This is a genomic window from Xanthomonas sp. 10-10, from assembly GCF_040182365.1.
Lineage (GTDB): Bacteria > Pseudomonadota > Gammaproteobacteria > Xanthomonadales > Xanthomonadaceae > Xanthomonas > Xanthomonas arboricola_F.
In genome coordinates, this window is sequence record NZ_CP144460.1 from 3,992,547 (window position 1) to 4,015,696 (window position 23,150).

At 67.1% G+C, this 23,150-nt stretch carries 22 protein-coding genes and 2 other RNA genes; 18 read left to right on the forward strand and 6 right to left on the reverse strand.

The window, feature by feature from the left end; translation table 11 throughout:
* The first annotated feature begins 130 nt into the window (after positions 1–130).
* The 9 genes from VZ068_RS16710 (at position 131) to VZ068_RS16750 (ending at position 10,090) form a co-directional block, all read left to right on the forward strand.
* Positions 131–829 carry an HAD family hydrolase gene (locus tag VZ068_RS16710; RefSeq protein ID WP_349655922.1) on the forward strand — a complete coding sequence of 233 codons (699 nt, stop codon included), beginning with the start codon at positions 131–133 and terminating at the stop codon, positions 827–829.
* 25 nt (positions 830–854) lie between these two features.
* A complete protein-coding gene (locus tag VZ068_RS16715; RefSeq protein ID WP_349655923.1) occupies positions 855–1,808 on the forward strand; it encodes a sugar-binding transcriptional regulator in 954 nt (317 codons plus the stop codon).
* A 184-nt stretch (positions 1,809–1,992) separates the two neighbouring features.
* Positions 1,993–3,336: a sugar ABC transporter substrate-binding protein gene (locus tag VZ068_RS16720; RefSeq protein WP_349655924.1), complete on the forward strand. Its 1,344-nt coding sequence runs from the start codon at positions 1,993–1,995 to the stop codon at positions 3,334–3,336.
* A 93-nt stretch (positions 3,337–3,429) separates the two neighbouring features.
* Positions 3,430–4,725 carry a carbohydrate porin gene (locus tag VZ068_RS16725; RefSeq protein ID WP_349655925.1) on the forward strand — a complete coding sequence of 432 codons (1,296 nt, stop codon included), beginning with the start codon at positions 3,430–3,432 and terminating at the stop codon, positions 4,723–4,725.
* A 102-nt stretch (positions 4,726–4,827) separates the two neighbouring features.
* The gene (locus VZ068_RS16730; protein WP_259156165.1) at positions 4,828–5,697 is read left to right on the forward strand and encodes a sugar ABC transporter permease; all 870 of its coding nucleotides are present in this window, start codon (positions 4,828–4,830) and stop codon (positions 5,695–5,697) included.
* 1 nt (position 5,698) lies between these two features.
* Positions 5,699–6,529, forward strand: coding sequence for a carbohydrate ABC transporter permease (locus VZ068_RS16735; protein ID WP_349655926.1), 831 nt, complete (start codon positions 5,699–5,701; stop codon positions 6,527–6,529).
* A 25-nt stretch (positions 6,530–6,554) separates the two neighbouring features.
* Complete coding sequence (locus tag VZ068_RS16740; protein ID WP_349655927.1) at positions 6,555–7,574, forward strand: ABC transporter ATP-binding protein; 1,020 nt, start codon at positions 6,555–6,557, stop codon at positions 7,572–7,574.
* A gap of 74 nt (positions 7,575–7,648) precedes the next feature.
* The gene (locus tag VZ068_RS16745; RefSeq protein WP_115007404.1) at positions 7,649–8,422 is read left to right on the forward strand and encodes an SDR family oxidoreductase; all 774 of its coding nucleotides are present in this window, start codon (positions 7,649–7,651) and stop codon (positions 8,420–8,422) included.
* 3 nt (positions 8,423–8,425) lie between these two features.
* Positions 8,426–10,090 (forward strand): FGGY-family carbohydrate kinase, encoded by a 1,665-nt coding sequence (locus VZ068_RS16750; RefSeq protein WP_349655928.1) that lies wholly within the window; start codon positions 8,426–8,428, stop codon positions 10,088–10,090.
* Between the two features lie 502 nt (positions 10,091–10,592).
* Here VZ068_RS16750 and rpoZ read toward each other — a convergent pair.
* The 3 genes from rpoZ to VZ068_RS16765 form a co-directional block, all read right to left on the reverse strand.
* A complete protein-coding gene (rpoZ, locus tag VZ068_RS16755; protein WP_002812428.1) occupies positions 10,593–10,892 on the reverse strand; it encodes a DNA-directed RNA polymerase subunit omega in 300 nt (99 codons plus the stop codon).
* A gap of 297 nt (positions 10,893–11,189) precedes the next feature.
* Positions 11,190–11,801, reverse strand: a complete 612-nt coding sequence (gmk, locus tag VZ068_RS16760; protein ID WP_005996765.1) for a guanylate kinase — start codon at positions 11,799–11,801, stop codon at positions 11,190–11,192.
* Between the two features lie 152 nt (positions 11,802–11,953).
* Entirely contained in the window at positions 11,954–12,814 is an 861-nt protein-coding gene (locus VZ068_RS16765) for a YicC/YloC family endoribonuclease (protein ID WP_259156268.1), read from the reverse strand.
* 113 nt (positions 12,815–12,927) lie between these two features.
* Here VZ068_RS16765 and rph point away from each other — a divergent pair, with 113 nt between their 5' ends.
* The 9 genes from rph (at position 12,928) to VZ068_RS16810 (ending at position 20,728) form a co-directional block, all read left to right on the forward strand.
* Positions 12,928–13,653, forward strand: a complete 726-nt coding sequence (gene rph / locus VZ068_RS16770; protein ID WP_259156270.1) for a ribonuclease PH — start codon at positions 12,928–12,930, stop codon at positions 13,651–13,653.
* Positions 13,650–14,042 carry a VOC family protein gene (locus VZ068_RS16775; RefSeq protein WP_349655929.1) on the forward strand — a complete coding sequence of 131 codons (393 nt, stop codon included), beginning with the start codon at positions 13,650–13,652 and terminating at the stop codon, positions 14,040–14,042. The genes rph and VZ068_RS16775 overlap by 4 nt, the downstream gene beginning before the upstream one ends.
* Entirely contained in the window at positions 14,039–14,638 is a 600-nt protein-coding gene (gene rdgB, locus VZ068_RS16780; RefSeq protein ID WP_259156274.1) for an RdgB/HAM1 family non-canonical purine NTP pyrophosphatase, read from the forward strand. The genes VZ068_RS16775 and rdgB overlap by 4 nt, the downstream gene beginning before the upstream one ends.
* 16 nt (positions 14,639–14,654) lie before the next feature.
* Entirely contained in the window at positions 14,655–15,812 is a 1,158-nt protein-coding gene (hemW, locus tag VZ068_RS16785) for a radical SAM family heme chaperone HemW (RefSeq protein WP_349655930.1), read from the forward strand.
* A gap of 192 nt (positions 15,813–16,004) precedes the next feature.
* Positions 16,005–18,416: a DUF1631 domain-containing protein gene (locus VZ068_RS16790; protein ID WP_349655931.1), complete on the forward strand. Its 2,412-nt coding sequence runs from the start codon at positions 16,005–16,007 to the stop codon at positions 18,414–18,416.
* Positions 18,413–18,760: a PilZ domain-containing protein gene (locus VZ068_RS16795; RefSeq protein WP_349655932.1), complete on the forward strand. Its 348-nt coding sequence runs from the start codon at positions 18,413–18,415 to the stop codon at positions 18,758–18,760. The genes VZ068_RS16790 and VZ068_RS16795 overlap by 4 nt, the downstream gene beginning before the upstream one ends.
* Before the next feature lie 61 nt (positions 18,761–18,821).
* Positions 18,822–18,897: non-coding RNA, sX9 sRNA (locus VZ068_RS16800), on the forward strand.
* Between the two features lie 76 nt (positions 18,898–18,973).
* Positions 18,974–20,299: a Xaa-Pro dipeptidase gene (pepQ, locus tag VZ068_RS16805; protein ID WP_349655933.1), complete on the forward strand. Its 1,326-nt coding sequence runs from the start codon at positions 18,974–18,976 to the stop codon at positions 20,297–20,299.
* Positions 20,300–20,329: 30 nt separating this feature from the next.
* The gene (locus tag VZ068_RS16810; RefSeq protein WP_349655934.1) at positions 20,330–20,728 is read left to right on the forward strand and encodes an XVIPCD domain-containing protein; all 399 of its coding nucleotides are present in this window, start codon (positions 20,330–20,332) and stop codon (positions 20,726–20,728) included.
* A gap of 88 nt (positions 20,729–20,816) precedes the next feature.
* Here the strand turns inward: VZ068_RS16810 and VZ068_RS16815 are convergent.
* The 3 genes from VZ068_RS16815 to VZ068_RS16825 form a co-directional block, all read right to left on the reverse strand.
* A non-coding RNA gene (locus VZ068_RS16815) (sX9 sRNA) lies at positions 20,817–20,893 on the reverse strand.
* Between the two features lie 197 nt (positions 20,894–21,090).
* Entirely contained in the window at positions 21,091–22,422 is a 1,332-nt protein-coding gene (locus VZ068_RS16820; RefSeq protein ID WP_349655935.1) for an aminopeptidase P N-terminal domain-containing protein, read from the reverse strand.
* A 14-nt stretch (positions 22,423–22,436) separates the two neighbouring features.
* The gene (locus VZ068_RS16825; protein WP_349655936.1) at positions 22,437–22,979 is read right to left on the reverse strand and encodes a YecA family protein; all 543 of its coding nucleotides are present in this window, start codon (positions 22,977–22,979) and stop codon (positions 22,437–22,439) included.
* Positions 22,980–23,150: the final 171 nt, after the last annotated feature.

Genomic DNA, 23,150 nt, shown 5'->3' on the forward strand with positions numbered 1-23,150 from the left:
CGATGGGCCGCTGCACCGGCGCCCCGCGCCAGCCGCAGCGGCCCTGGACGCTCAACCTGCAACTTTGCCCAGCCAAGCGACATTTACCCGGCTGCTACACTCGGGCTGCGCCACTCCAGGGACCCCACCCATGCTCGCTCCCCCCGACCTGCTGATCTTCGACTGCGACGGCGTGCTGGTCGACAGCGAGCCGTTGGCCTGCGCGGTCCTGGCCCAGGCACTGCAGTACCACGGCGTGGACATCGACATCGACGGGGTTCAGCAGCACTTCCTCGGGCGCAGCCTGGGCAGCGTGCGCGCGCATGTGCAGACGCTGGGGCGGACGCTGCCGGATACCTTCGAGCGCGACCTCACCGCCGCGTTGCTGGCGCGCTTTGCCAGCGAACTGCAGCCGATGGCGGGCGTGGCCATGCTGCTTGACGCACTGCAGACACCGCGGTGCGTTGCCTCGTCCAGCCATCTGGAACGGGTGCGTCTGTGCCTGCAGGTCACTGGCCTGGCCGGTCGTTTCGGCGCGCACATCTACACCGCCGAGCTGGTCGCCCGCGGCAAGCCTGCGCCGGATCTGTTCCTGCTCGCCGCCGCACGCATGCACGTGTCGGCCGTGTCCTGCCTGGTGATCGAAGACAGCCCCAGCGGCGTGCTGGCCGCATGCGCGGCCGGGATGCAGGTCTGGGGATTCACCGGCGGCGGCCATCACCGCGCAACGGCGGCCGCCGCCGCGTCGCTCGCGGCCGCAGGCGCATCGCAGGTGTTCGCGGACATGCCCGCCGTCGCCACAGCACTGGGTGCCATCGGCACCCAGCGCCTGGGCACTACGTTAGGCTGAGACTTCCACGCAGACAGATGTGACGATGGCCACCCCCGACAACGACACCAGCCGACTCGATGCCGCAGCCAGGGCGGGCTGGCTGTACTACATCGCCGGCAACACCCAGGACGAGATCGCACGCAAGCTCAAGGTCTCGCGCGCAACAGCGCAGCGTCTGGTGTCGTTGTGCCTGAGCCAGCGGTTGATCACCTTCCGGCTGGAGCATCCGATCGCCGCCTGCATGGATCTGGCCGCGCAGCTGCAGGACCGTTTCGGCATGCGCTACTGCGAGGTCGCGCCCACCGACCCGGCCGACCCGCACCTGGTCACCGGTGTCGCCGAACGTGCCGCGGCGCTGCTGGAATCCACCCTGCGCAGCGACACCCCCAGCATCATCGGCATCGGCACCGGGCGTGCCATGCGCGCGGCAGTGGAGCGCATTCCGGCGATGCAGACGCGCAATCATCAGCTGGTTTCGCTGGTCGGCAACATTTCCCCGGACGGCTCGGCCAGCCCGTTCGATGCAGTGGCCCGCCTGGCCGACCTGACCGGCGCGCAGCACTACCCGATGCCGCTGCCGGTGTTTCTTTCCTCGCAGGAAGAACGCGAAACGCTGCTGGGCATCGAGGCGGTACGCAGGGTCCGCGCGATCGCGGCAAAGGCCGATCTGCGCCTGGTCGGTGTCGGCCAGCTCGATCAGACCGCGCCCCTGCATGTGGATGGCTTCATCAGCCGCACCGAACTGCTGGACCTGATCCGGCTGGGCGCAGTGGGCGAGGTGATCGGCTGGGCGCTCACCGCAGCCGGCGACATCATCGATGCAGGCACCAACCTGCGCTTGACCAGCGTGCCGCATCCGGTGCCGGCGATCAGCCTGTCGATCGGCGTGGCCGTGGGCAACGCCAAGGTAGGCCCGATCAAGGCCGCGCTGAAGGGCCGCATCCTCAACGGCCTGATCACCGACGAGCACACCGCCAAGGCCTTGCTCGGCAGCTGAGCGGCGCAATCGCGGCGGGCTGGACGGCAGTTCATTGCTGAAATTTCCCGGCATGCGCGGGCGCGTTGGCGTGCGCCGCGATGCTGCGCTGCAAGATCGAAAGTGCTTTACAGCGCGGCAAGGCCGTGGGCATATGCGCATCACACGGGCATTTGCTCAACCAACCTCAAGCTGAGGCATCGGTATGAACACTTCGATCAATACCCTGATCTGCGCGGCACTGAGCGCCACACTGGCAGCATGCGGCGGCGGCGCGCACGACAGCGGCGCCGCGTCCAAGCCAGACACCCTGGTGATCGCCACGGTCAACAACGGCGACATGATCCGCATGCAGAAGCTCACCTCGGAGTTCACCGCCAGCCATCCGCAGATCAAGCTCGAGTGGGTCACGCTGGAAGAGAATGTGCTGCGCCAGCGCGTCACCACCGATATCGCCACCAAGGGTGGCCAGTTCGATGTGCTGACCATCGGCACCTACGAGGTACCGATCTGGGCCGAGCGCGGCTGGCTCAAGCCGCTGACCTTCGATGCGGACTATCAGGTGGACGATCTGATCCCGCAGATCCGCGACGCGGTCAGTCACGAGGGGCAGCTGTATGCCGCGCCGTTCTACGCAGAAGGCTCGATGCTGATGTACCGCACCGACCTGCTGCAAAAGGCCGGCCTGAGCATGCCGGCGCAGCCGTCGTGGAGCTTCGTGGCCGACGCCGCCCGCAAGATGACCGACAAGCAGGCCGGCATCTACGGCATCTGCCTGCGCGGCAAGGCCGGCTGGGGCGAGAACATGGCCTTGATCGGCGCGATGGGCAATGCCTTCGGCGCGCGCTGGTTCGACGAACAATGGAAACCGCAGTTCGACCAGCCGGAATGGAAGGCCGCACTGCAGACCTATGTGGATGTCATGAAACAGGCCGGTCCGCCAGGTGCCGCCTCCAACGGCTTCAACGAGAACCTTGCACTGTTCACCGCAGGCAAGTGCGCGATGTGGGTCGATGCCACGGTGGCCGCATCGTTCATCAGCAATCCCAGCGAGTCCAAGGTCTCGGACAAGGTCGGTTTTGCCGCGGCGCCGGATGCGGGCAAGGGCAAGACCACCGGCTGGCTGTGGGCCTGGAACCTGGCCATCCCCGCCAGCTCGAAAAAGGCCGACAAGGCGCAGGCATTCATCGCCTGGGCCACCAGCAAGCATTACACCGAGCTGGTGGCCGGCAAGGAAGGCTGGGGCAATGTTCCGCCGGGAACGCGCCAGTCGCTGTACGCCACGACCGAGTACCTCAAGGCCGCCCCGTTCGCCAAGCAGACCCTGGCTGCCATCCAGGGCGCCGACACGCATCACCCCACGGTCAAGCCGGTGCCTTATGTCGGCGTGCAGTACGCGGCCATCCCCGAGTTCCAGTCGATCGGCACCACCGTGGGCCAGCAGTTTTCCGCAGCGCTCACCGGCTCGATCAGCGTGGATGACGCGTTGAAGAACGCGCAGGCCGCCACCGAGCGCGAAATGCAGCGAGCCGGCTACCCCAAGCGCTGAGCAGCTGCGATGGGCCGGACTCCCTGCCCGGCCCGCCCCTGGCCACAGACATGCTCCGGCGTCACGGCGCCGCACCTTCCCACGAGGCAATCGATGAAGATCAGGCACACCACACCTGCGCTGACGATGCTGCTCGCCGGTATGGCCTGCACACAGGCCAGCGCCCAGGCATTCGATCCGGACAAGCATATCGGCGGCGACTGGGGCGGCTTGCGCAGCCGGCTGGCCGATGACGGCATCCAGTTCAAGCTGGCGCACTTCAGCCAGACCGCACACAACACCTCCGGCGGGCTGCGCGAGCGCACTGCCTATGCCGATCAATTCTTCCTGGGCGGCTACTTCGACCTGGAACGGCTGTGGGGCTGGTCCGGCGCCGATTTCAAACTGGAGATCACCAATCGCAATGGCGAGTTGATCAATAACACCGCAGGCATCCCCACGCTCCTGCAGTCGCAGCAGATCTTTGGACGCGGCGATGTCACACGCTTGACCCAGTTCTCGCTGACCCAGCGCCTGTTCGAGGACAGGCTGACGCTGAAGGGCGGCCGCCTGTATCCCAGCGCCGATTTCTTCGCGCTGAACTGCAACTACCAGCACCTGACCTTCTGCAGCGGCGGCTCCTCCAACTACATCAGCAACAACTGGTATGGCGATCCGCTCAGTGCCTGGGGCGGCGTGGTCACGTTCAGCCCGGACAAACGCTGGTTTTTCCGGGTGGGCGGCTACGATGCCAACCCGCAGAACCGATCCACCGACCAAGGCCTCAGGCTCGGCACCTCCGGCGACGACCACGGCACCCTGCTGGTGGCCGAAGTGGAGTACAAGCCCGACTACGGCAACGGGATCGATGGCGACTACCGCATCGGCGCAACCCGCAACAGCAACGATCAACCGCGCGTCTACACCCGCTCGGGCGTGCCGACCAGCCTCGGCACCGATCCGGCCGCATTGCAAGACACCGATCGCGCGTTCTACGCCAACGTTGAACAACAGGTCACCAGCAATGGCGCCGGCGGCGGCTTGCGGCTGTTCGCAAGCATCATCGACGCCGACGACGAGGTCAGCACGGTGGGTCAGGTGCTGGCCATCGGCGGATTCTGGAAAGGACTGTCCGCTGCGCGCCCCAACGACCGCGTCGGCGTGGCCATCGGCCGCAATGCGCTCAGCGATTCATTGCGTGCGGCGCAAACCCGCTACAACCAGCGCCTGCCCGCGGGCGCGGCGCCCATCGGCGTACAGCGCTACGAATATCCCATCGAGCTCAACTACAACATTGCTGTCAGCCGCGGGATCGAAGTGATGCCCAGCGTGCAGTACATCCGTCATCCGGGCGGACTGGATGGCGACAACGCCACCATCTTCGGCCTGCAGGTCAGCCTGAACTTCTGACCCCCGACCCGGCCGTGCGTTCGACGCCAACCCTTGCATCGACGCATCGGCCGCTGCCATGCATCGCAGGCGCGCTGCCTGCCTTCACCCTGGACCTTGCCGATGGCCACGCATCAAACACAAAAACTCGCACGGTTCCTGATCGCGCCGTCGATCGTGCTGCTGCTGGCCTGGATGATCGTGCCGCTGGCGATGACGGTGTGGTTTTCCACGTTGAACTACAACCTGCTCACGCCGGAAAAGACCTTCGTCGGCCTGGGCAACTACCGCTACTTCCTGGGCAACCCGGCGTTTGCGTCCTCGCTGGGCAATACCCTGTTGCTGGTCGGGTCGGTGCTGGCGATCACTGCGGTGTTCGGCGTGCTGATCGCGCTGCTGCTGGACCAGGTATTCGTGGGCCGCCGCATCGTGCGCCTGATGCTGATCGCGCCGTTCTTCGTGATGCCGACGGTGAGCGCGCTGATCTGGAAAAACCTGTTGATGCATCCGGTTTCCGGTCTGCTGGCGTGGCTTTGGCAAAGTGTCGGACTGACCCCGATCGACTGGTTCACCCAGTACCCGATGTTCTCCATCATCGTCATCGTGGCCTGGCAATGGTTGCCGTTTGCGGTGCTGATCCTGCTGACCGCGTTGCAGTCATTGGACGAAGAACAGCAGGAAGCCGCACTGATGGATGGTGCCGGCGCATTGGACCGCTTCTTCCATCTGACCCTGCCCCATCTGGCGCGCCCGCTGACCATCGTGGTGCTGATCGAAACCATCTTTCTGCTCACCGTGTTCGTGGAGATCTACGTCACCACCGGCGGCGGGCCCGGCCTGCAGACCACCAATCTGGCCTACCTGATCTATTCGCAGGCACTGCTGCAGTACGACGTGGGCGCCGCGTCGGCAGGCGGATTGATCGCCGTGGTGCTGGCCAATATCGCGGCCATCTTCCTGGTGCGCATCGTCGGCAAGAACCTGGAGACCTGAGATGGCACGTCGCACTCCCGCGCTGCAGATACTGCTCACCACGGTCGCCGCGTGGGTGGTCGGCGGCGTGATCTTCTTCCCCATCCTGTGGATGCTGCTGACCAGCTTCAAGACCGAGGTCGATGCGTTTTCCAGCCCGCCCAGCTTCGTGTTCTTCCACTGGACACTGGAAAACTATGTCGCCGTGCAGGGACGCAGCGACTACTTCGCGCATGCCTGGAACTCGGTGGCGGTGTCGCTGGGCTCGACCCTGATCGCGCTGGCCATCGCCATCCCTGCCGCGTGGTCGATGGCATTCTCGCCCACCAGGCGCACGCGCGGCATCCTGTTGTGGATGTTGTCCACCAAGATGCTGCCGCCGGTGGGCGTACTGGTGCCGATCTATCTGCTCTACCGCGATTCCGGGCTGCTGGATACGCAGCTGGGCCTGATCATCGTGCTGTGCCTGAGCAACCTGCCGATCATGGTCTGGATGCTGTTCAACTACTTCAAGGACATCCCCAGGGACATCCTGGAAGCGGCGCGCATGGATGGCGCCACCATCGGCAAGGAGATCCTCTACATCCTGGCGCCGATGGCCGTACCCGGCATCGCGTCTTCGCTGCTGCTCAACGTGATCCTGGCCTGGAACGAGGCGTTCTGGTCGTTGAACCTGTCCTCGTCGCAGGCCTCGCCGTTGACCGCGTTCATCGCCTCGTATTCCAGCCCGGAGGGCCTGTTCTGGGCCAAGTTGTCGGCCGCCTCGACGATGGCCATCGCGCCGATCCTGGTACTGGGCTGGTTCTGCCAGAAGCAGCTCGTGCGCGGGCTCACCTTCGGCGCGGTGAAGTAGCTCACTCAACTTTGATAGGTGGTTCATGGGACGCATCACGCTGCAAGGTGTCAGCAAATCCTTCGACGACACACAGGTCATCCACGGTGCGGACCTGGAGATCGACGATGGCAAGTTCGTGGTCTTCGTCGGTCCGTCCGGCTGCGGCAAGACCACGTTATTGCGCTTGATCGCCGGACTGGAAGACGTCAGCGGCGGGCGCATCCTCATCGACGGCCAGGACGTCACCGACCTGGCGCCGGCCCGGCGTGGCTTGTCGATGGTGTTCCAGTCGTATGCGCTGTATCCGCACATGAGCGTGCGCAAGAACATCGCCTTCGGCCTGAAGATGGCGCGCGTGCCCAGCGCCGAGATCGAGCGGCGCGTGGCGCAGGCCGCCACGGTGCTCAACCTCACCGATTACCTCGACCGCAAGCCTGGGCAGTTGTCCGGCGGCCAGCGCCAGCGCGTTGCGATCGGCCGCGCCATCGTGCGCGAGCCCAAGGGATTCCTGTTCGACGAGCCGCTGTCCAATCTGGACGCCGCCCTGCGCGTGCAGATGCGCCTGGAAGTCACCCGCCTGCAGAAGCAGCTCAAGACCACCGCGGTGTATGTCACCCACGACCAGGTCGAAGCGATGACCATGGCCGACGAGATCGTGGTGCTGCAGGCCGGACGTATCGAACAGGTGGGCACGCCGCTTGAGTTGTACGAGCGCCCTGCCAACGTGTTCGTGGCCGGTTTCATCGGCTCGCCGCGCATGAATCTGCTGCAGGGCGAGGTGGCCGCGCGCCACCACGCAGTGACACTTGGCGTTCGCCCGGAACATATCCGCGTGCAGCGCGGCAGCGTGGCCGCCGGCGGCGGCGACGCCTGGCAGGGCCGCGTGATCCAGGCCGAGCATCTGGGCAGCGACACCTTCGTCTATGTGGACATTCCGGACGTGGGTACGGTCGATGCGCGCTGCACCGGCGATCTGCGCGTGCACATCGGCGAGACGGTGACCCTGATCCCGGACCCGGAGCACCTGCATCGCTTCGACGCGCAGCAACAGGCCATGCGCTGAGCGCGCCACTTCCCGCGTTGTTCCTCCCCGTTTTCGCCACTCCCCCACGATCAAGACCAGCAGGAGATATGCCGATGTATCTGGACAAGTTCAAACTCGACGGCCGCGTGGCGGTCGTCACCGGCGGCGGCCGCGCGATCGGCCTGGCGATTTGCCAAGCGCTGGCCGAAGCCGGTGCCAAGGTGGTCATTGCCGATCACGATGGCGACGTTGCCGAGCAAGGCCTGGCCACGCTGCGCAGCAAGGGCCTGGATGCGCAGGTCGTGCAGATGGACGTCACCGATTCGGCGCGCGTCACCAGCGTGGCCGATGCATTGAACGCGCAGTTCGGCAAGGTCGACATCCTGGTCAACAACGCCGGCATCGCCCGTAGCCAGACCCCGGCCGAAACGGTCACCGACGAGCACTGGCTCAACGTCATCGACGTCAACCTCAACGGCACGTTCTGGTGCTGCCGCGCGTTCGGCAGGCACATGCTGGACAGCGGCGATGGCGTGATCGTCAATGTCGGTTCAATGTCCGGCTTCATCGTCAACAAACCGCAGGCGCAGGCCTACTACAACGCCTCCAAGGCGGCGGTGCACCACCTGACCAAATCGCTGGCCGCCGAATGGGGCGCGCGCGGTGTGCGGGTCAACGCAGTCGCGCCGACCTACATCGCCACGCCACTCAATGCCTTCGTCAAGGAAGACCCGGCGATGTACGACGCCTGGATCGGCGGCACGCCGATGGGGCGGCTGGGCGAAGTGGAAGAAATCGCTTCGGTAGCGCTGTTCCTGGCCTCCCCTGCCGCCAGCCTGATGACCGGCAGTATCGTGCTGGCCGACGGCGGCTATACCTGCTGGTAAATCATGCAACCGACCAACGAGGCGATCTACATCGGCGTGGACGTGGGCACCGGCAGCGCCCGCGCCGGGCTGTTCGACGCGCGCGGCCAATTGCTCGGCACCGCGCGCCACGCCATCCAGACCTGGTACCTGCCCGGCGAGATGGTCGAGCAATCCTCGGCAGACATCTGGCAGGCCTGCGTGCAGGCGATCCGCGGCGCGCTGGCGCAGGCCGGCGTGGACGCCGCGCGGGTGGCCGGCATCGGCTTCGACGCCACCTGCTCGCTGGTGGCGGCAGCCGCCGACGGCGGGCCGGTATGCATCAGTCCCAGCGGCCAGGCCGAGCGCGACGTGATCGTGTGGATGGACCACCGCGCCATCGCCCAGGCCGCGTCCATCAACGCCACCGACGAGCCGGTGCTGCGCTACGTGGGCGGGCAGATTTCGCCGGAGATGCAGACTCCCAAGCTGCTGTGGCTCAAGCAGCACCTGCCGGACAGCTACGCGCGCGCGGCGCACTTCTTCGACCTGGCCGACTGGCTGAGCTGGCGCGCCACCGGCAGCACCGCGCGTTCGCTGTGCACGGTGACCTGCAAGTGGACCTATGTGCAGCACGAAGGAGGCTGGAGCCGACGTTACTTCGAACGCATCGGCCTGGCCGAGCTGCTGGAGGATGCGGCCGCGCGGATCGGCAGCAGCGTGGTGCCGCCGGGCACGGCACTGGGCCAGGGGCTGACAGCACGCGCTGCCGACGAATTGGGCCTGCGTGCGGGCACTGCGGTGGGCGCGGCGCTGATCGATGCCCACGCCGGTGCCATAGGCACGCTCGCCAGCCCGTCCGCAGATGGTCAGCCGATGCCGCTCACCGCGCGGTTGGCCTATATCTTCGGCACCTCGGCCTGCGTGCTGGCCAGCACGCAGGCGCCGTGCTTCACGCCCGGCGTGTGGGGGCCTTACGGCTCCGCACTGATCCCGGGGCTGTGGCTCAACGAGGGCGGCCAATCCGCCGCCGGCGTCGCAATCGACACCCTGGTGCGCTCGCATCCTGGCTATGCCGACGCCAACGCACAGGCGACCGCCGCAGGCCGCGATGTGCTGCAATGGCTGGAAGAGCGCGTGCTGGCGCGCGTTGGCACTGCATCCCAGGCCGCCGTGCTGGCGCGCGGGCTGCACGTGCTGCCGGATTATCTGGGCAACCGCTCGCCCGATGCCGACCCCAACGCCCGTGCGATGATCGCCGGGCTGACCATCGACCACGACCTGCAAGGCCTGGAAGCACTGTACGTGGCGGGCGTCTGCGGCCTGGGCTACGGGCTGGCCGACATCATCGATGCGCTGCGCGCGCAGGCAGTGACGTTCGACAGCGTGATCATGAGTGGCGGCGCCAGCCACAGCCGCCTGGTCCGCCAGCTGATGGCCGATGCCTGCGGCGTACCGGTACAGGTCGCGGCCACCGTCGAACCGGTGCTGTTGGGCAGCGCGATGCTGGCCGCCGTGGCCAGCGGCGGTTTTGCCGATCTGCCGGCAGCGATGTCGGCGATGAGCGGCCTGGGCGCGAGCACCGCAGCGACGCCGGACGACATTGCACGCTTGCATGCCGCAAAGCGGCGCGGGTACCAGGCCATGCAGGCGCTGGACCGGCAGTTGCGGCGCGAGATGGCGAAGGTACTGGCCGACCACGACTGCTGACGCCTGCTGCGCGCGAGCGCCTGCTGTCCAGCGGCGAATGGTGTCGCGAGAGCCACTGCAGTACTGGTCAAAAGCATTGGAACGGCAGCCGCGCCGGGAAAGCACGCAGGTGTGGGCAGTCAACTACAAAAGCGCGCCACGCGCGATCAGCGAGCGCGTGCAGCGGTTGGCGAAGGCATGGCGACCCGCCCGCCGGACCGAGGGAATGCGGCCGCAACCGCGCCGCCAGATGACGTCACGACCGGGGAGCAGCGCGCTGAGCGCCCGTAGCGATCGTGCGCGGCGTACCGACGTCGATGAAAGCGCTGACACCATCGGGAGCAGCCGTCGCGCGGAGCATGCGATGCGCGGGCGCGGAAACCGGGTGCAGGCACGGCGCGCGACAGCGGGAGACGCGTCACCCAAAGGCAGTGATCCCGGATCGCGCCTTCCCCAAAACGCAGACAGCCCGCACAAGGCGGGCTGTCCGGACAGCGTCGGCCACCGCGGTGGCCGGTGACGATCAGTCGTCGTTCTTGGACATGTCTTCGTCGGCCACCACTTCGGCGGCGGCCCATTCCAGCGCTTCGCGCTCGGCACGCTCGCGTTCGGCCTTCTCGACTTCATCGATCAGCGCGTTGTCGATCCGGCGGGCGGCGATCTCGCGCAGCGCCATCACGGTGGGCTTGTCGCTGGCGTCTGCGTTTTCGATCAACGGCTGCACGCCGTTGGCGAGCTGACGGGCGCGCTTGGAGGCCATCATGACCAGCTCGAAACGGTTGTTCACGACTTCCAGGCAATCTTCTACGGTAATGCGGGCCATGCGGGCTCCCGGCGACCAGCAACGGCCGCGCATCGAATGAGGGAAAGGGGGCGGAGTGTACGCCTGCGCGCCTGGGCGGGCAACCGGCGGTCATTCAGTTCGCTTTGGAATCAGTCACTTGGACCGGACCGATCAAGCCACATCGCTGCCCTGGTGCGCAGAACGGCCCCGCACGCCTGGCCCGGCCGCCTGCCTGTGAACCACGGCGACGTGCCGGCCGAATGCCGATGTCCAGCTGCAGCGTCGTCGCTACGGTGGCATCGCCACTGGCCGCTCCCGCCCTGGCGCACCCGCAACTCAGTCCAGCAACGCCTGGATCAGGCCGGCATGCCGCTGCTGCTGCGCCTGCCGACGTAGCCGGCTGGCGGTGAAGATGGCGCACATCTCCGAGACCGCGGTGTCGAAGGTCTCGTTGATGATGACGTAATCGAATTCCTCGAAGTGCAGCATCTCTTCGCGCGCGGCGGCCAGGCGCTGCGCCATCACGTCCTCGCTGTCCTGGCCGCGCTTGCGCATGCGCTCGTCCAGCGCCTGTCGCGACGGTGGCAGGATGAACACGCTCACCGCATCGGGCACCTTCTGGCGTACCTGGCGCGCGCCCTGCCAATCGATCTCCAGCAGTACGTCGTGACCGGCCGCCAGCTGCGGCTCCACCGACTGCCGCGCAGTGCCCTTCCAGTCGCCATGCACCAGCGCGTATTCGAAGAAGTCGCCTGCTTCGATCATGCCCTGGAACTCGTCGGCCGACACGAAATGGTAGTGCTCGGCATGCCGCTCGCCCGGCCGCGGCGCGCGCGAAGTGAACGAGATCGACAAGGCGATCTTCGGGTCGCGCGCCAGGGTGGCGTTGACGATGCTGCTCTTGCCGGCGCCCGAGGGGGCCGCAACGATATAGAGGGTGCCGCGCATAGGTCAGGGATTCGTGATTGGGGAGTCGGGATTCGCGAACGGGCTGCGGACCGGTACCACCGGGGTCGACATGCTACCGGGATTGGACCCAGCCCGCAGATAACAGGGGCGTGCAGTTGCCCCATCCCGAATCCCGAATCCCCAAATCCCGGCTATTCGATGTTCTGCACCTGCTCGCGGATCTGGTCGATCAGCACCTTCAGATCCACCGCGGCATTGGAGGTGCGGCTGTCCACCGACTTGGAGCCCAGCGTATTGGCTTCGCGGTTGAATTCCTGCAGCAGAAAGTCCAGGCGACGGCCGACCGGCTCGCGCTGCTTGAGCACCCGGCGGATTTCGGAAATATGGCTGGACAGGCGGTCCAGCTCCTCGTCCACATCGAGCTTCTGCAACCACAGCACCAGTTCCTGCTCGGCGCGACCCGGGTCCACCGGATGCGGCAGATCGGCCAGGCGCGCAGCCAGCTTGACGCGCTGCCCCTCGCGAATCACCGGGATCAAGATGCGCACCTCGGCGGCGATGCGTTCGATCGCGTCCACACGTTCGCTGATCGCCTCGGCCAACTTGCCGCCTTCGCGCTCGCGCGCAACCACAAAACTGTCGACCACCTCATCGAGCAAGGCCAGCGCCTGCGCCTGCAGCGCCGGCGCATCCACGTCCTGCACCTGCAGGACGCCGGGCAGCTGCAGCAGATCGGTAAAGCCCACCTGCAACTTGGGAAACAGCCCGTCCAGCCGCGTGGCCAGTGCACCCAGCTCGTGCAGCAGCGATTCGTTGACTGCCAGCGTCTGCGCGTTGTCCAGCGCGCGCAGGCGCAGCGTCAGGTCCAGCTTGCCGCGGCTGTTCTTGGCTGCCACGCGCTCGCGCAGCAACGGCTCCAGTGCACGCAGTTCTTCGGGCAGGCGCACGCCCACTTCCAGAAAGCGGTGGTTGACCGAGCGCAGCTCGCAACCAAGCGTGCCCCAGGGCGTGATGCGTTCGCCGCCAGCAAACGCGGTCATGCTTCGGATCATCGTCAATCCCGTACCGTCAAAGCGCGAATGGTACCCTAGCCGCCCACACAGGCCGGCTGCTGCCCGCCGTGCATTGGCGCCAAGACCCACCTCCCGACTTCCGGACTCATCGCATGACCTTTTCCCGTCCCAGCGGCCGCACGGCCGATCAGCTGCGCCCGGTGCGCATCGAACGCTCCTTCACCCGCCATGCCGAAGGCTCGGTGCTGGTGAGCTTCGGCGACACCCGCGTGCTGTGCACCGCCAGCGTGGAAAACCGCGTACCGAACTTCCTGCGCGGCAAGGGCGAAGGCTGGGTCACCGCCGAATACGGCATGTTGCCGCGCTCCACCCACACCCGCTCCGACCGCGAAGCCGCACGCGGCAAGCAGGGCGGGCGAACGCTGGAAATCCAGCGCCTGATCGGCCGCGCATTGCGCGCCTGCGTCGATCGCAACGCGCTGGGCGAGCGCACCATCACCCTGGACTGCGACGTGCTGCAGGCCGACGGCGGCACCCGCACCGCGGCGATCACCGGCGCCTACGTGGCGCTGGCCGATGCAGTGAACCTGCTGCTCAAGCGCGGCGACATCAAGAAGCACCCGCTGATCGGCGCGGTGGCCGCGGTGTCGGTGGGCATCTATCGCGGCGAGCCGGTGCTGGATCTGGATTACCCGGAAGACAGCGACTGCGATACCGACATGAATGTGGTGATGAACGATGGCGGCGGCTTCATCGAGCTGCAGGGTACCGCCGAAGGCCACGCGTTCCGCCGCGACGAACTCAATGCGCTGCTCGCCCTGGCCGAACGCGGCATGGGCGAACTGTTCGCACTGCAACGCGCTGCGCTGGCCGGATGAGCCGACGCATCGCCCTGACCACGCTGCTGGTCGCCGATTACGACGCGGCCATTGCCTGGTACACCGGCGCGCTGGGCTTCCAGGTGCTGGAAGATCGCGCACTGGGCGACGGCAAGCGCTGGTTGGTGATCGGCCCGGGCAGCGCGCAGGAGGCCGCGTTGCTGCTCGCGCAGCCAAGCGATGCCGCACAGCAGGCGCGCATCGGCGACCAGACCGGCGGGCGTGTCGATCATTTTCTCTACACCGACGACTTCTGGCGCGACCACGCGGCGATGCAGGCGTTCGGCGTGGAATTCCTGGAAACCCCGCGCGAGGAACCGTACGGCACGGTCGCGGTATTCCGCGATCTGTACGGCACCAAGTGGGACCTGCTGGAGCCCAAGCAATGAAACACCTGGTCCTGGCCAGCGGCAACGCCGGCAAGCTGGAAGAACTGCGCGCCATGCTCGCCGACCTGCCGCTGCGCATCGTGGCGCAAGGCGAGCTCGGCGTGGAGGACGTGCCGGAAACCGGCCTGACCTTCGTCGAGAACGCGTTGATCAAGGCACGCCATGCCAGCGCGGTCACCGGCCTGCCGGCACTGGCCGACGACTCCGGCCTGATCGTCGATGCGCTTGGCGGTGCGCCCGGCCTGTACAGCGCGCGCTATGCGGGCAGCCCGACCGATGCACAGGCCAACAACGCCAAGTTGCTCGACGCCATGCGCGAGGTGCCGGCCGAGCGCCGCAGCGCGCGCTTTTATGCAGTGATCGTGTTGCTGCGTCACCCGGAAGATCCGCAACCGCTGATCGCCGAAGGCAGCTGGGAAGGCGTGATCACCACGCAACCGCGCGGCGATGGCGGCTTTGGCTACAACCCGGTATTTCTGGACCCGGCCTACGGCCTGACGGCCGCGGAAATGGACAGCGACCTGAAGAACCGCCTGAGCCACCGCGCAGTGGCGCTGGCCACGCTGCAGCACAAACTGCACGCGCTGGCGCTGTAACGGACGATCTCACGCAGTGCCCGACCTGATCCCGCCCCCGCTATCGCTGTACGTGCACCTGCCCTGGTGCGTGCGCAAATGCCCGTACTGCGATTTCAACTCGCATGCGGCCAAGGGCGTGCTGCCGTTCGAAGAGTATGTGGATGCATTGATCCGCGACCTGGATGCGGACCTGCCGCTGGTGTGGGGGCGTGTGGTGCATTCGGTGTTCTTCGGCGGCGGTACGCCCAGCCTGTTTCCGGCCGAGGCGATCGACCGCTTTCTGCAGGCCGCCGCCGCGCGGCTGCGGTTTGCGCCGAACCTGGAAATCACCCTGGAAACCAATCCAGGCACCGCTGAACATGGCCGCTTCGAGCACTACCGTGCGGCCGGCGTGAACCGCCTGAGCTTCGGGGTACAGACCTTCGACGATGTGGCGTTGCAGCGGCTGGGCCGCATCCACGACAGCGCCGACGCCGAGCGTGCGATCAAGCTGGCGCAGGACGCCGGCTACGACAATTTCAATATCGACCTGATGTATGCGCTACCCGAGCAGACGCTGCTGCAGGCCGAGCACGATCTTGAACGCGCCTTCGCGCTGCAGCCCACCCACATGTCGCATTACCAGCTCACGCTGGAGCCGAACACGGTGTTCTTCGCGCGGCCGCCCACCGGCATTCCCGACGACGACGCGGCCTGGGATATCCAGGAACATTGCCAAGCGATGCTCGCCGACGCCGGCTACGCGCAGTACGAGGTCAGCGCGTACGCCAGGCCCGGGCGGCAATGCGCGCACAACCTCAACTACTGGCGCTTCGGCGATTACCTGGGCATCGGTGCCGGTGCGCACGGCAAGATCAGTTCCGGTGCGCAGCAACACGTGCTGCGTCGCTGGAAGCACAAGCATCCGCAAAGCTATCTGGCCAGTGCCGGCACTGCCGCATCCATCGGCGGCGATGACATCGTGCCGCAGCAGCGCTTGCCGTTCGAGTACATGCTCAATCTGCTGCGGCTGCACGAAGGCTTTCGCCTGAGCGATTTCGAGACATCGACCGGCCTGGCTGCCGCAGCCATCGCTGCGCCGGTGGCGCGTGCCGTGGCGCAGGGCTGGCTGATCGAGCAGCACGGGCGCGTGGTACCCACCGAGCTGGGCCGCCGCTTTACCAACGATGTGGTCGAGCTGTTCCTGAGCTGACCGCACACCGCCCTGCGGGCGCTGTCGACCACACGCTGACGCGACCACTGGCGAGGTCTGGCGTCGGCGCACTCAGCTGTCGACGCACACGTGCACGACATCCACGCGTCGATCGCCAGCGCCCACAGGGTCGCTGGCCGGTGGGAAAACATGCTACATAGCTCACGCTTCGCATCGAGCCCGCCCTCCCGGATGTCCACGCCCGTTTCTTCCCTGCAGCCCACACGCAGCGGCCCGATCGCCGAGGCGCCCGTGTCCGCGCGTGGCCGGCGCCTGCTCGACATGCTGCATGCACACTGCGTGCAGGCGCTTGGTGGCCCGCTGCGGTTGACCATCGTCGAGCTGGAACGCGCGCTGCTGCATCAGGCCGAACATGCGCGCAACAGCCAGATCCAGGCCGACACCTATGCGCAGATGCGCGGGCTGCGCGATCATATCGACCAGTTCCCGCACCTGTTCCTGCAGCACCTGGCGCAGGATCTGGCAACGCTGCGCGATCGTCCCAGCCTGGCACCGCCCGCCGAAACGACCGCTCAGCCGCAGATGCTGACCCTGGTGGAAGACACCGATATCGACCGCGATATCGTGCTCAGCGACATCGCCCGGCGCGAAACCTCGCGCCGGGCCGATGCGCTGCAGTTGCTGGCGCAGCGGCTGGCGGTGATCGGCGCGGTGCCGGAGTTCGAGCTGGATGCGTTGCCGCTTGGTCCCTACGCGCTGTGCCGGATCGTGCGCGAGTGCGGCCAGACCCTGGGCCTCAATCTGGATGGCCAGCTGGCGCTGTACAAGGTGTTCGAGCACCAGGTGATGGATCGCCTCGGCGATATGTACGAGCGCGCCAACGGCACGCTGGCCCAGGAAGGCATCCTGCCCGGGCTGATCTACCACCCGTATCTGATCAAACCCACGCAGGTGCAGACACGTCGCACCCTGCCGGGCAGCGCAGCTGCACCCAGGCAAGCCGCCCCCTCCGGCACACAAGGCGCGCAACGCAGTCCGCGCCCGGCCACCGCCTGGGCCGGCCACTCCGCGCCAACCGCATGGCAGAGCGCGCTGCTCGATGCGCACGGCACTTCCGCGGTTGCGCCGATCGCATCGGCAACCGCGCAAGCGGCCTCACCCGCACTGGACGATGTGGCCCACGCGCTGGGCGGCTTGATGTCCTCGGCCCGCCAGTCGCAGGCGGCGGGCGGCGCTCGTGTCCAGCAGGGCGGCGCGCCGGGCAGCCTTGCGCAGGCTGCGGCGGCGCAAGCGCATGCGCACCCCGCTGGCCCGGCGCCGGTCAGCGTGCCAAAGGCAGCGCTCGGCCAGGCGTTGGCCAGCCTGCAGGGCGCACTGAGCGCACAGGCCGCTGCAACGCCGCAGGCCGCCGGTATCGATGCGGTGCAGCGTCAGGTATTGGAGCTGTTGCGCGCCGAGCACGGTGCACAGGCCGCGCTATCGCCGCAGGACAACGACACCTTCGATCTGCTCGGCCTGCTCTACGCGCAGATGCAGCGCGAAGTACGCGAGCACACGCCTGCGCAGGCCCTGCTCGCCAAGCTGCAGGTGCCGGTGGTGCGCGCCGCCTTGGCCGACACGCATTTTTTCGTGCGCGACCAGCACCCGGTGCGCGAGTTGCTCAACACCGTGGCCGAGTCCGGCGCGGTCTGGCTGGGCGAGGACGATGTCGACCCACAGCTGCTGCACAAGCTGGGCAACGCGGTCGACCGGATCGTCCACGACTACCAGGGCGACGAGGCGGTGTTCGCCGCCGCCAACGACGATATCCAGACGCATCTGCGCAACCTGGCGCGCAAGGCCGAGGTGGCCGAGCGCCGGCATGTGGATGCCGCACGCGGCAAGGAACGGCTGGAATCGGCCAAGCAGCAGGCGCAGGCGCGCATCGAGCAACTCTGCCAGGACAGCGCGCCGCCGCGCTTCGTGCAATCGCTGCTGCGCCAGGCGTGGTCGGACGTGCTCACGCTCACCTTGCTGCGGCAGGGCGAACAATCGCCCGAATGGGACGAGCGCCAGGCGCTGACCGCACGCATCGCCGAGGTCACCTGCCGCAGCAAGGGACTGCCGACCGACATCGCGCTGGGCACCGATGTCGAAACGGCATTGCTGCAGGTCGGCTATCACCACGATGAAGCGGCCGCGATCGCGCGGCGCCTGTCCACGCCCGGTGGCGACGACGAGCTTACCTCGCGCACCGAACTCACCGCCAAACTCAAGGCGCGTGCACGCCTGGGCGACCAGGGCGACACCGCCACGCGCAAGCCCGCCACCACGCCGCGGACGCCTGACGAGGAAGCCTGCTACGTGCAACTGCGCAGCCTGCCCTTCGGCACCTGGTTCGAATTCGTGATCAATCAACAAGGCGATCTGCGCCGGCAACGCCTGTCCTGGTACAGCCCGATGACCGGCAACGCGTTGTTCGTCAATCAGCGCGGGCAAAAACTCGGCGAGCAATCGCTCGATGGCCTGGCGCGGCTGATGGCCAGCGGCCAGGCGCGCTTGCTGGTGGAAGAAAAGTCGCGGTTGATCGATCGCGCCTGGCACGCCACCGTGCGCACGCTGCGCAGCCTGGCCGGCCACTCCTCCGATGAGGCATCCGCATGATCCAGGACACCCGCCGTGCGCCGCGCCGCCAGCCCAGCGACCTGGTGCCGGTGATCGACATGCTCAGCGAAGCGCAGATCGGCCGGGTCGGCAACGTCTCGGAAACCGGCATGCTGCTGCTGGCCTCGGTTCCGTTGCACGACGACGCGCTGTATCAGCTGCGTTTCAGCCTGCCCGAACGCATCGGCCGCGCCACCGAAATCGATGTCGGCGTGCATCTGCTGTGGTCCGAGGCGGCGCATGCGCCGGGGCAGGCCTGGGCCGGCTTTCGTTTCCTCAGCATGTCCGAGCAGCATCGCCAGCGCCTGCGCGCCTGGATCGCCGAAGAACACATGGTCGGCTAAGCGCGGCCAACAACCCCACTGCGCCTGCCCCCCTGGCGACGCGGCCGGTGCCCGGTGCGGCATGTATCAAGCATCCACCCCGGTTCTTCCGCGCCGTCCCCGCCCAGCTGACGAATGCTCGCCACGTGTCATCGGCCGCTCCAAGGCACAGCGTCGCTGCCAGGATTGCGGCAAAATTGCGCATTGCCCTTGCATTGCCGATCGAGTCCCCGCATGACCCAGCCGTCCTTGAGCCACCTGTATTCCGACCACCTGCGCACGCTGACCGCGCGCGCCGATCAGGCGCTGCAGCGCGGCGGCTTCGATCACCTGGTCGTGCCCAGCGGCAGCCTGCATTACCAGGTATTCGACGACCGCGATTACCCATACGCGGTCAACCCGCAATTCAAGGCCTGGGTGCCGCTGACGCGGGTGCCCAACAGCTGGCTGATCTACACCCCGGGCCAGCGCCCGACGGTGATCTTCTACCAGCCGTTCGACTACTGGCACGTGGTGCCCGACGCCCCCGGCGGCTGGTGGGTGGAGCACTGCGACATCCACATCATCCGTACCCCGGACGCAGCATTGACGCTGCTGCCCAAACAGCCCGAGCGCTGCGCGATTCTTGGCGAGGCGCAGAGTGCGCTCGGCGCCTATGTGCCCAACAATCCGCAGCCGGTGATCGATTACCTGGACTACCAGCGCGCCTTCAAGACACAGTACGAACTGGCACTGATGCGTATCGCGCAGCAACTGGCGGTGCGTGGACACCGTGCGGCCGAAGCGGCGTTTCGCGCTGGCCAGAGCGAATTCGGCATCCACATGGCCTACTGCGCGGCCGTGGGCCAGGATGCCAACGCGCTGCCGTACGGCAACATCATCGCGCTCAACGAACACGGTGCGGTGCTGCACTACACCGAGCTGGGCCAGCACGCCCCGCAACCGCTGCGCAGCTTCCTGATCGACGCCGGCGCGTCGGCAGACGGTTATGCAAGCGACATCACCCGCACCTACGCCGCCGACACCGGCAGCGAATTTCAGGCGCTGATCGACGCCATCGATGCCGCCCAGGTGCGCATGGGCCAGAGCGTGCGTGCCGGGGTGGATTACAAGCAATTGCATGTGGACGCACATCTGGCGCTGATGGGCATCCTCAAGGAGTTCGGCATCCTCACCGTGTCGGCCGAAGCCGCGCTGGCCACCGGCGTCAGCGCTGCGTTCTTCCCGCATGGCCTGGGCCACCTGATCGGCTTGCAGGTGCACGATGTGGCCGGTTTCGCCGCCAGCGACCGCGGCGGCCGCATCGAACGCCCGGCGGGCCACCCGTACCTGCGCCTGACCCGCGTCCTGGAACCCGGCATGGTGGTGACCATCGAGCCCGGCGTGTACTTCATCGACATGCTGCTGGACGAGGTCAAAAAGAACGGCCACGCCGCCAGTGTCGACTGGCAGCGCGTCGCGCAGTTCAAGCCCTACGGCGGCATCCGCATCGAAGACGAGGTGGTGTGCACCGATGACGCACCGGAAAACCTGACCCGCCCGGTCTTTGCCGCACCTTAAGATTTGCATTGCACAGCACGGAGCATCGCCATGAACGATCCACGCCAGACCTCGCACCCGGACCACCCGATGTATCAGCAGATCGAACGCGGCGTGCATGCGATCGACGCCGCGCACGGGCGCGCTCCGGACCAGACCAGCGCGCGACTGACCGCTGCCTTGCTGCCATTGGCCAAGGAAGGCGGGCTGTCGCGCGTGGATCACGTACTGATGAGCGAAGCGAACAAGACCGGCGTGCATGGCGGAGAAAACGTGTTTGTCGTGCAGGGCGACCCCGCCAACCCGGCACATCTGCGCGCGCACATGAAAACCGAGCAGGCACTGGCCACGCCCGAAGAACAGTCATTCGAGCGTGCGCGGCAGATCGCCGCACATGGCGAGGCGTTGCAACAGCCACAGCGCACGCAGACGCCGCAGCTGGGCCAATGAGCCCGCCGGCGCGTCGTGCTGGCGGCGCGCCTGGCAAGGCCGCGCACGCGCTGCCTTGGACACACGCTTGGCGCGTATCACCAAGGGCGGCTGGCACCACGTAGCGAGCAGCGGTCAGGTGGGTGCGGGCGGCGCACTCGGAACCGATGTATACGAGGGGTACGCACTGGCCGCGCCCGCCTGGCGGCTGCACACCAGTTGTTGGCGGCTCTACTGTGCATTGCGCACCTTGAGGTCCTGGTGCGGTTGCGCCGGCCAGCCTGCCGCTTGCGGTCATGCATCGCCATCCCAAGCGTCCTGCACCTCGGTGACGGTGCGGACGGCAAGGAGACTGGCACTTCCGACAATCGATCCGTCAGCAATTACACGAGAACGCCGGCCATCTCCGCTTCGATCTCATCGGCGCTGCGCGCAAGCGCATCGGTGAGCACGCGATGGCCATCGGCGGTGATCAGCACATCGTCCTCGGTGCGGATGCCGATGCCGCGCCACCTGGCATCCACGCTCGTATCATCGGCCGAGACATAGAGCCCCGGCTCGATGGTGAACACCATCCCGTGCTCCAGCAGCCGCGAATCGCCGGCCAACCGGTAATCGCCGACGTCGTGGACGTCCAGGCCCAGCCAATGCCCGGTCTTGTGCCGATAGAAGCGCTTGTACTGCTCCTCGGCGATGTTGCGCTCCAGCTTGCCCTTGAGCAGGCCCAGGCGCAGCAGCCCCTCGGTCAGGGTTTCCACCGCAGCCAGATGGCCGGCCTCGTATGCCAAGCCTGGGCGTGCCTGTGCGAGCGCGGCCGCCTGCGCAGCGCCGACCAGATCGTGCAACGCGCGCTGCGCGGGGGTGAAGCGGCCATTGACCGGAAAGGTACGGGTGATGTCGGCCGCATAGCCGCGGTATTCGGCACCGGCATCGATCAGCACCAGGTCGCCGTCGCGGCTGCGCGCGTTGTTGGCGCGGTAGTGCAGCACGCAGGCGTTGCTGCCGGTGCCGACGATGCTGCCGTACGCCGGCCACGCATCGGCAGCGCGGAACACGCGCTCGACCTCGGCCTGCAGCTCGTATTCGTACAGGCCCGGACGCGCCAGCCGCATTGCCGCACGATGCGCGCGCACGCTGATATCGGCGGCCTGCTGCATCAATGCGATCTCGTCGCGCGATTTGAACAGCCGCTGCTCGTGCAGCAGATGTCCCAGCTCAAGGAATTCGTGCGGCGGCTGCGCGCCATGACGCACCTGCTCGCGCACCCGCTTGAGCCAGCCGATCAGCTTGAGATCGAAATCGACATCGCGTCCGAAGTGGTAATAGACCCGGCTGCGGCCTTCCAGCAGGCCCGGCAGGATTTCGTCCACATCGTCGATGGGGTACGCATCGTCCATGCCATAGCGTTCCACCGCCCCTTCCTGGCCCTCGCGCGGGCCATCCCAGGCTTCGCGCTCGGCGTCGCGCTCGCGGCAGAACAGGATCGCCTCACCATGCTTGCGGCCGGGCACCAGCACCAGCACCGCTTCCGGCTCGGGAAACCCGCTCAGGTACCAGAAGTCCGAATCCTGCCGGTACGGGTAATGGGTGTCGTGGCTGCGGATGCGTTCCGGCGCGGCAGGCAGGATCAGGATGGCCTGCTCGCCGGCCATCTGCATGAGCTGCTTGCGCCGGCGCGCGTATTCGGCCGCGCCGATCCCGGTGAGCTTTTTCATGGCGGTGCAGCCGATCAGTTCAGGCGTTGACGGAACCGCGGCCCCATCACGCAGTCGCCATGCAGCAACAGCACCGCCACGCGCACGAATTCCTCGATCTCGGCCAGCGCGGTGTCGTCTTCTTCGCCGGCATCGAAGTCGTCGCTGGACGCCTGCGCCAGACGCGCCAGATCCTGCAACGCCTCCTCGCCCTCTTCGCTCAGCGCCGGGCGCTGTTGCGCGGCCAGCCCGAAGCCGCCCAGAAACGCGCGGCACCAGTCGAACAAGGCATCGGTGCGCGCCGGCAGCGGGGCGCCGTCTTCGACCAGCAGCAGCTCGAAGGCGAAATCGCGATCTTCCAGCTGCGCCACGGTGGCCTGGCGCAGCCGATCCAGCGCGCCGCCCCGCTTGGGCGAGACCTGCGTGGCGTCGGCCAGGATGCGCGCCAGCCAATCGCCGCTGTCGGCGCCGCCGCCGGACAGCCATCCGCATAATCCGCCATGCAACTCCGCCGCAGAGGACGCCAGCGCGAGCTGACGACTTTCAGTTTGCACAGCGGTTACGTCAGGCAGATCCATCGAGTCATCCAGGCTAGGGACAGAAGGCACCCGCGCGGGCGGGCGATCAGACCTGCCAGTGTACCAAGGCACCCCGCGTCGGCCGCTACCGCGACGTTCCATGCAGCGTTCCACGCACGCTGTTCCGGGCCGACGCGACCCGGACCGAGGCCCTGGCGGGCTTGGCCTGAC

Excerpts from the sequence above, each read along its gene's own strand:
- VZ068_RS16820 (WP_349655935.1), bottom strand. The coding sequence starts at position 22,422 with ATGAAAAAGCTCACCGGGATCGGCGCGGCCGAATACGCGCGCCGGCGC.
- VZ068_RS16765 (WP_259156268.1), bottom strand. The coding sequence starts at position 12,814 with ATGATCCGAAGCATGACCGCGTTTGCTGGCGGCGAACGCATCACGCCC.
- gmk (WP_005996765.1), bottom strand. The coding sequence starts at position 11,801 with ATGCGCGGCACCCTCTATATCGTTGCGGCCCCCTCGGGCGCCGGCAAG.
- VZ068_RS16750 (WP_349655928.1), top strand. The coding sequence starts at position 8,426 with ATGCAACCGACCAACGAGGCGATCTACATCGGCGTGGACGTGGGCACC.
- VZ068_RS16745 (WP_115007404.1), top strand. The coding sequence starts at position 7,649 with ATGTATCTGGACAAGTTCAAACTCGACGGCCGCGTGGCGGTCGTCACC.
- VZ068_RS16775 (WP_349655929.1), top strand. The coding sequence starts at position 13,650 with ATGAGCCGACGCATCGCCCTGACCACGCTGCTGGTCGCCGATTACGAC.
- VZ068_RS16740 (WP_349655927.1), top strand. The coding sequence starts at position 6,555 with ATGGGACGCATCACGCTGCAAGGTGTCAGCAAATCCTTCGACGACACA.
- rph (WP_259156270.1), top strand. The coding sequence starts at position 12,928 with ATGACCTTTTCCCGTCCCAGCGGCCGCACGGCCGATCAGCTGCGCCCG.
- VZ068_RS16720 (WP_349655924.1), top strand. The coding sequence starts at position 1,993 with ATGAACACTTCGATCAATACCCTGATCTGCGCGGCACTGAGCGCCACA.
- VZ068_RS16710 (WP_349655922.1), top strand. The coding sequence starts at position 131 with ATGCTCGCTCCCCCCGACCTGCTGATCTTCGACTGCGACGGCGTGCTG.
- VZ068_RS16730 (WP_259156165.1), top strand. The coding sequence starts at position 4,828 with ATGGCCACGCATCAAACACAAAAACTCGCACGGTTCCTGATCGCGCCG.
- VZ068_RS16715 (WP_349655923.1), top strand. The coding sequence starts at position 855 with ATGGCCACCCCCGACAACGACACCAGCCGACTCGATGCCGCAGCCAGG.
- VZ068_RS16735 (WP_349655926.1), top strand. The coding sequence starts at position 5,699 with ATGGCACGTCGCACTCCCGCGCTGCAGATACTGCTCACCACGGTCGCC.
- pepQ (WP_349655933.1), top strand. The coding sequence starts at position 18,974 with ATGACCCAGCCGTCCTTGAGCCACCTGTATTCCGACCACCTGCGCACG.
- VZ068_RS16795 (WP_349655932.1), top strand. The coding sequence starts at position 18,413 with ATGATCCAGGACACCCGCCGTGCGCCGCGCCGCCAGCCCAGCGACCTG.
- VZ068_RS16725 (WP_349655925.1), top strand. The coding sequence starts at position 3,430 with ATGAAGATCAGGCACACCACACCTGCGCTGACGATGCTGCTCGCCGGT.
- VZ068_RS16810 (WP_349655934.1), top strand. The coding sequence starts at position 20,330 with ATGAACGATCCACGCCAGACCTCGCACCCGGACCACCCGATGTATCAG.
- VZ068_RS16825 (WP_349655936.1), bottom strand. The coding sequence starts at position 22,979 with ATGGATCTGCCTGACGTAACCGCTGTGCAAACTGAAAGTCGTCAGCTC.
- rdgB (WP_259156274.1), top strand. The coding sequence starts at position 14,039 with ATGAAACACCTGGTCCTGGCCAGCGGCAACGCCGGCAAGCTGGAAGAA.
- VZ068_RS16790 (WP_349655931.1), top strand. The coding sequence starts at position 16,005 with ATGTCCACGCCCGTTTCTTCCCTGCAGCCCACACGCAGCGGCCCGATC.
- rpoZ (WP_002812428.1), bottom strand. The coding sequence starts at position 10,892 with ATGGCCCGCATTACCGTAGAAGATTGCCTGGAAGTCGTGAACAACCGT.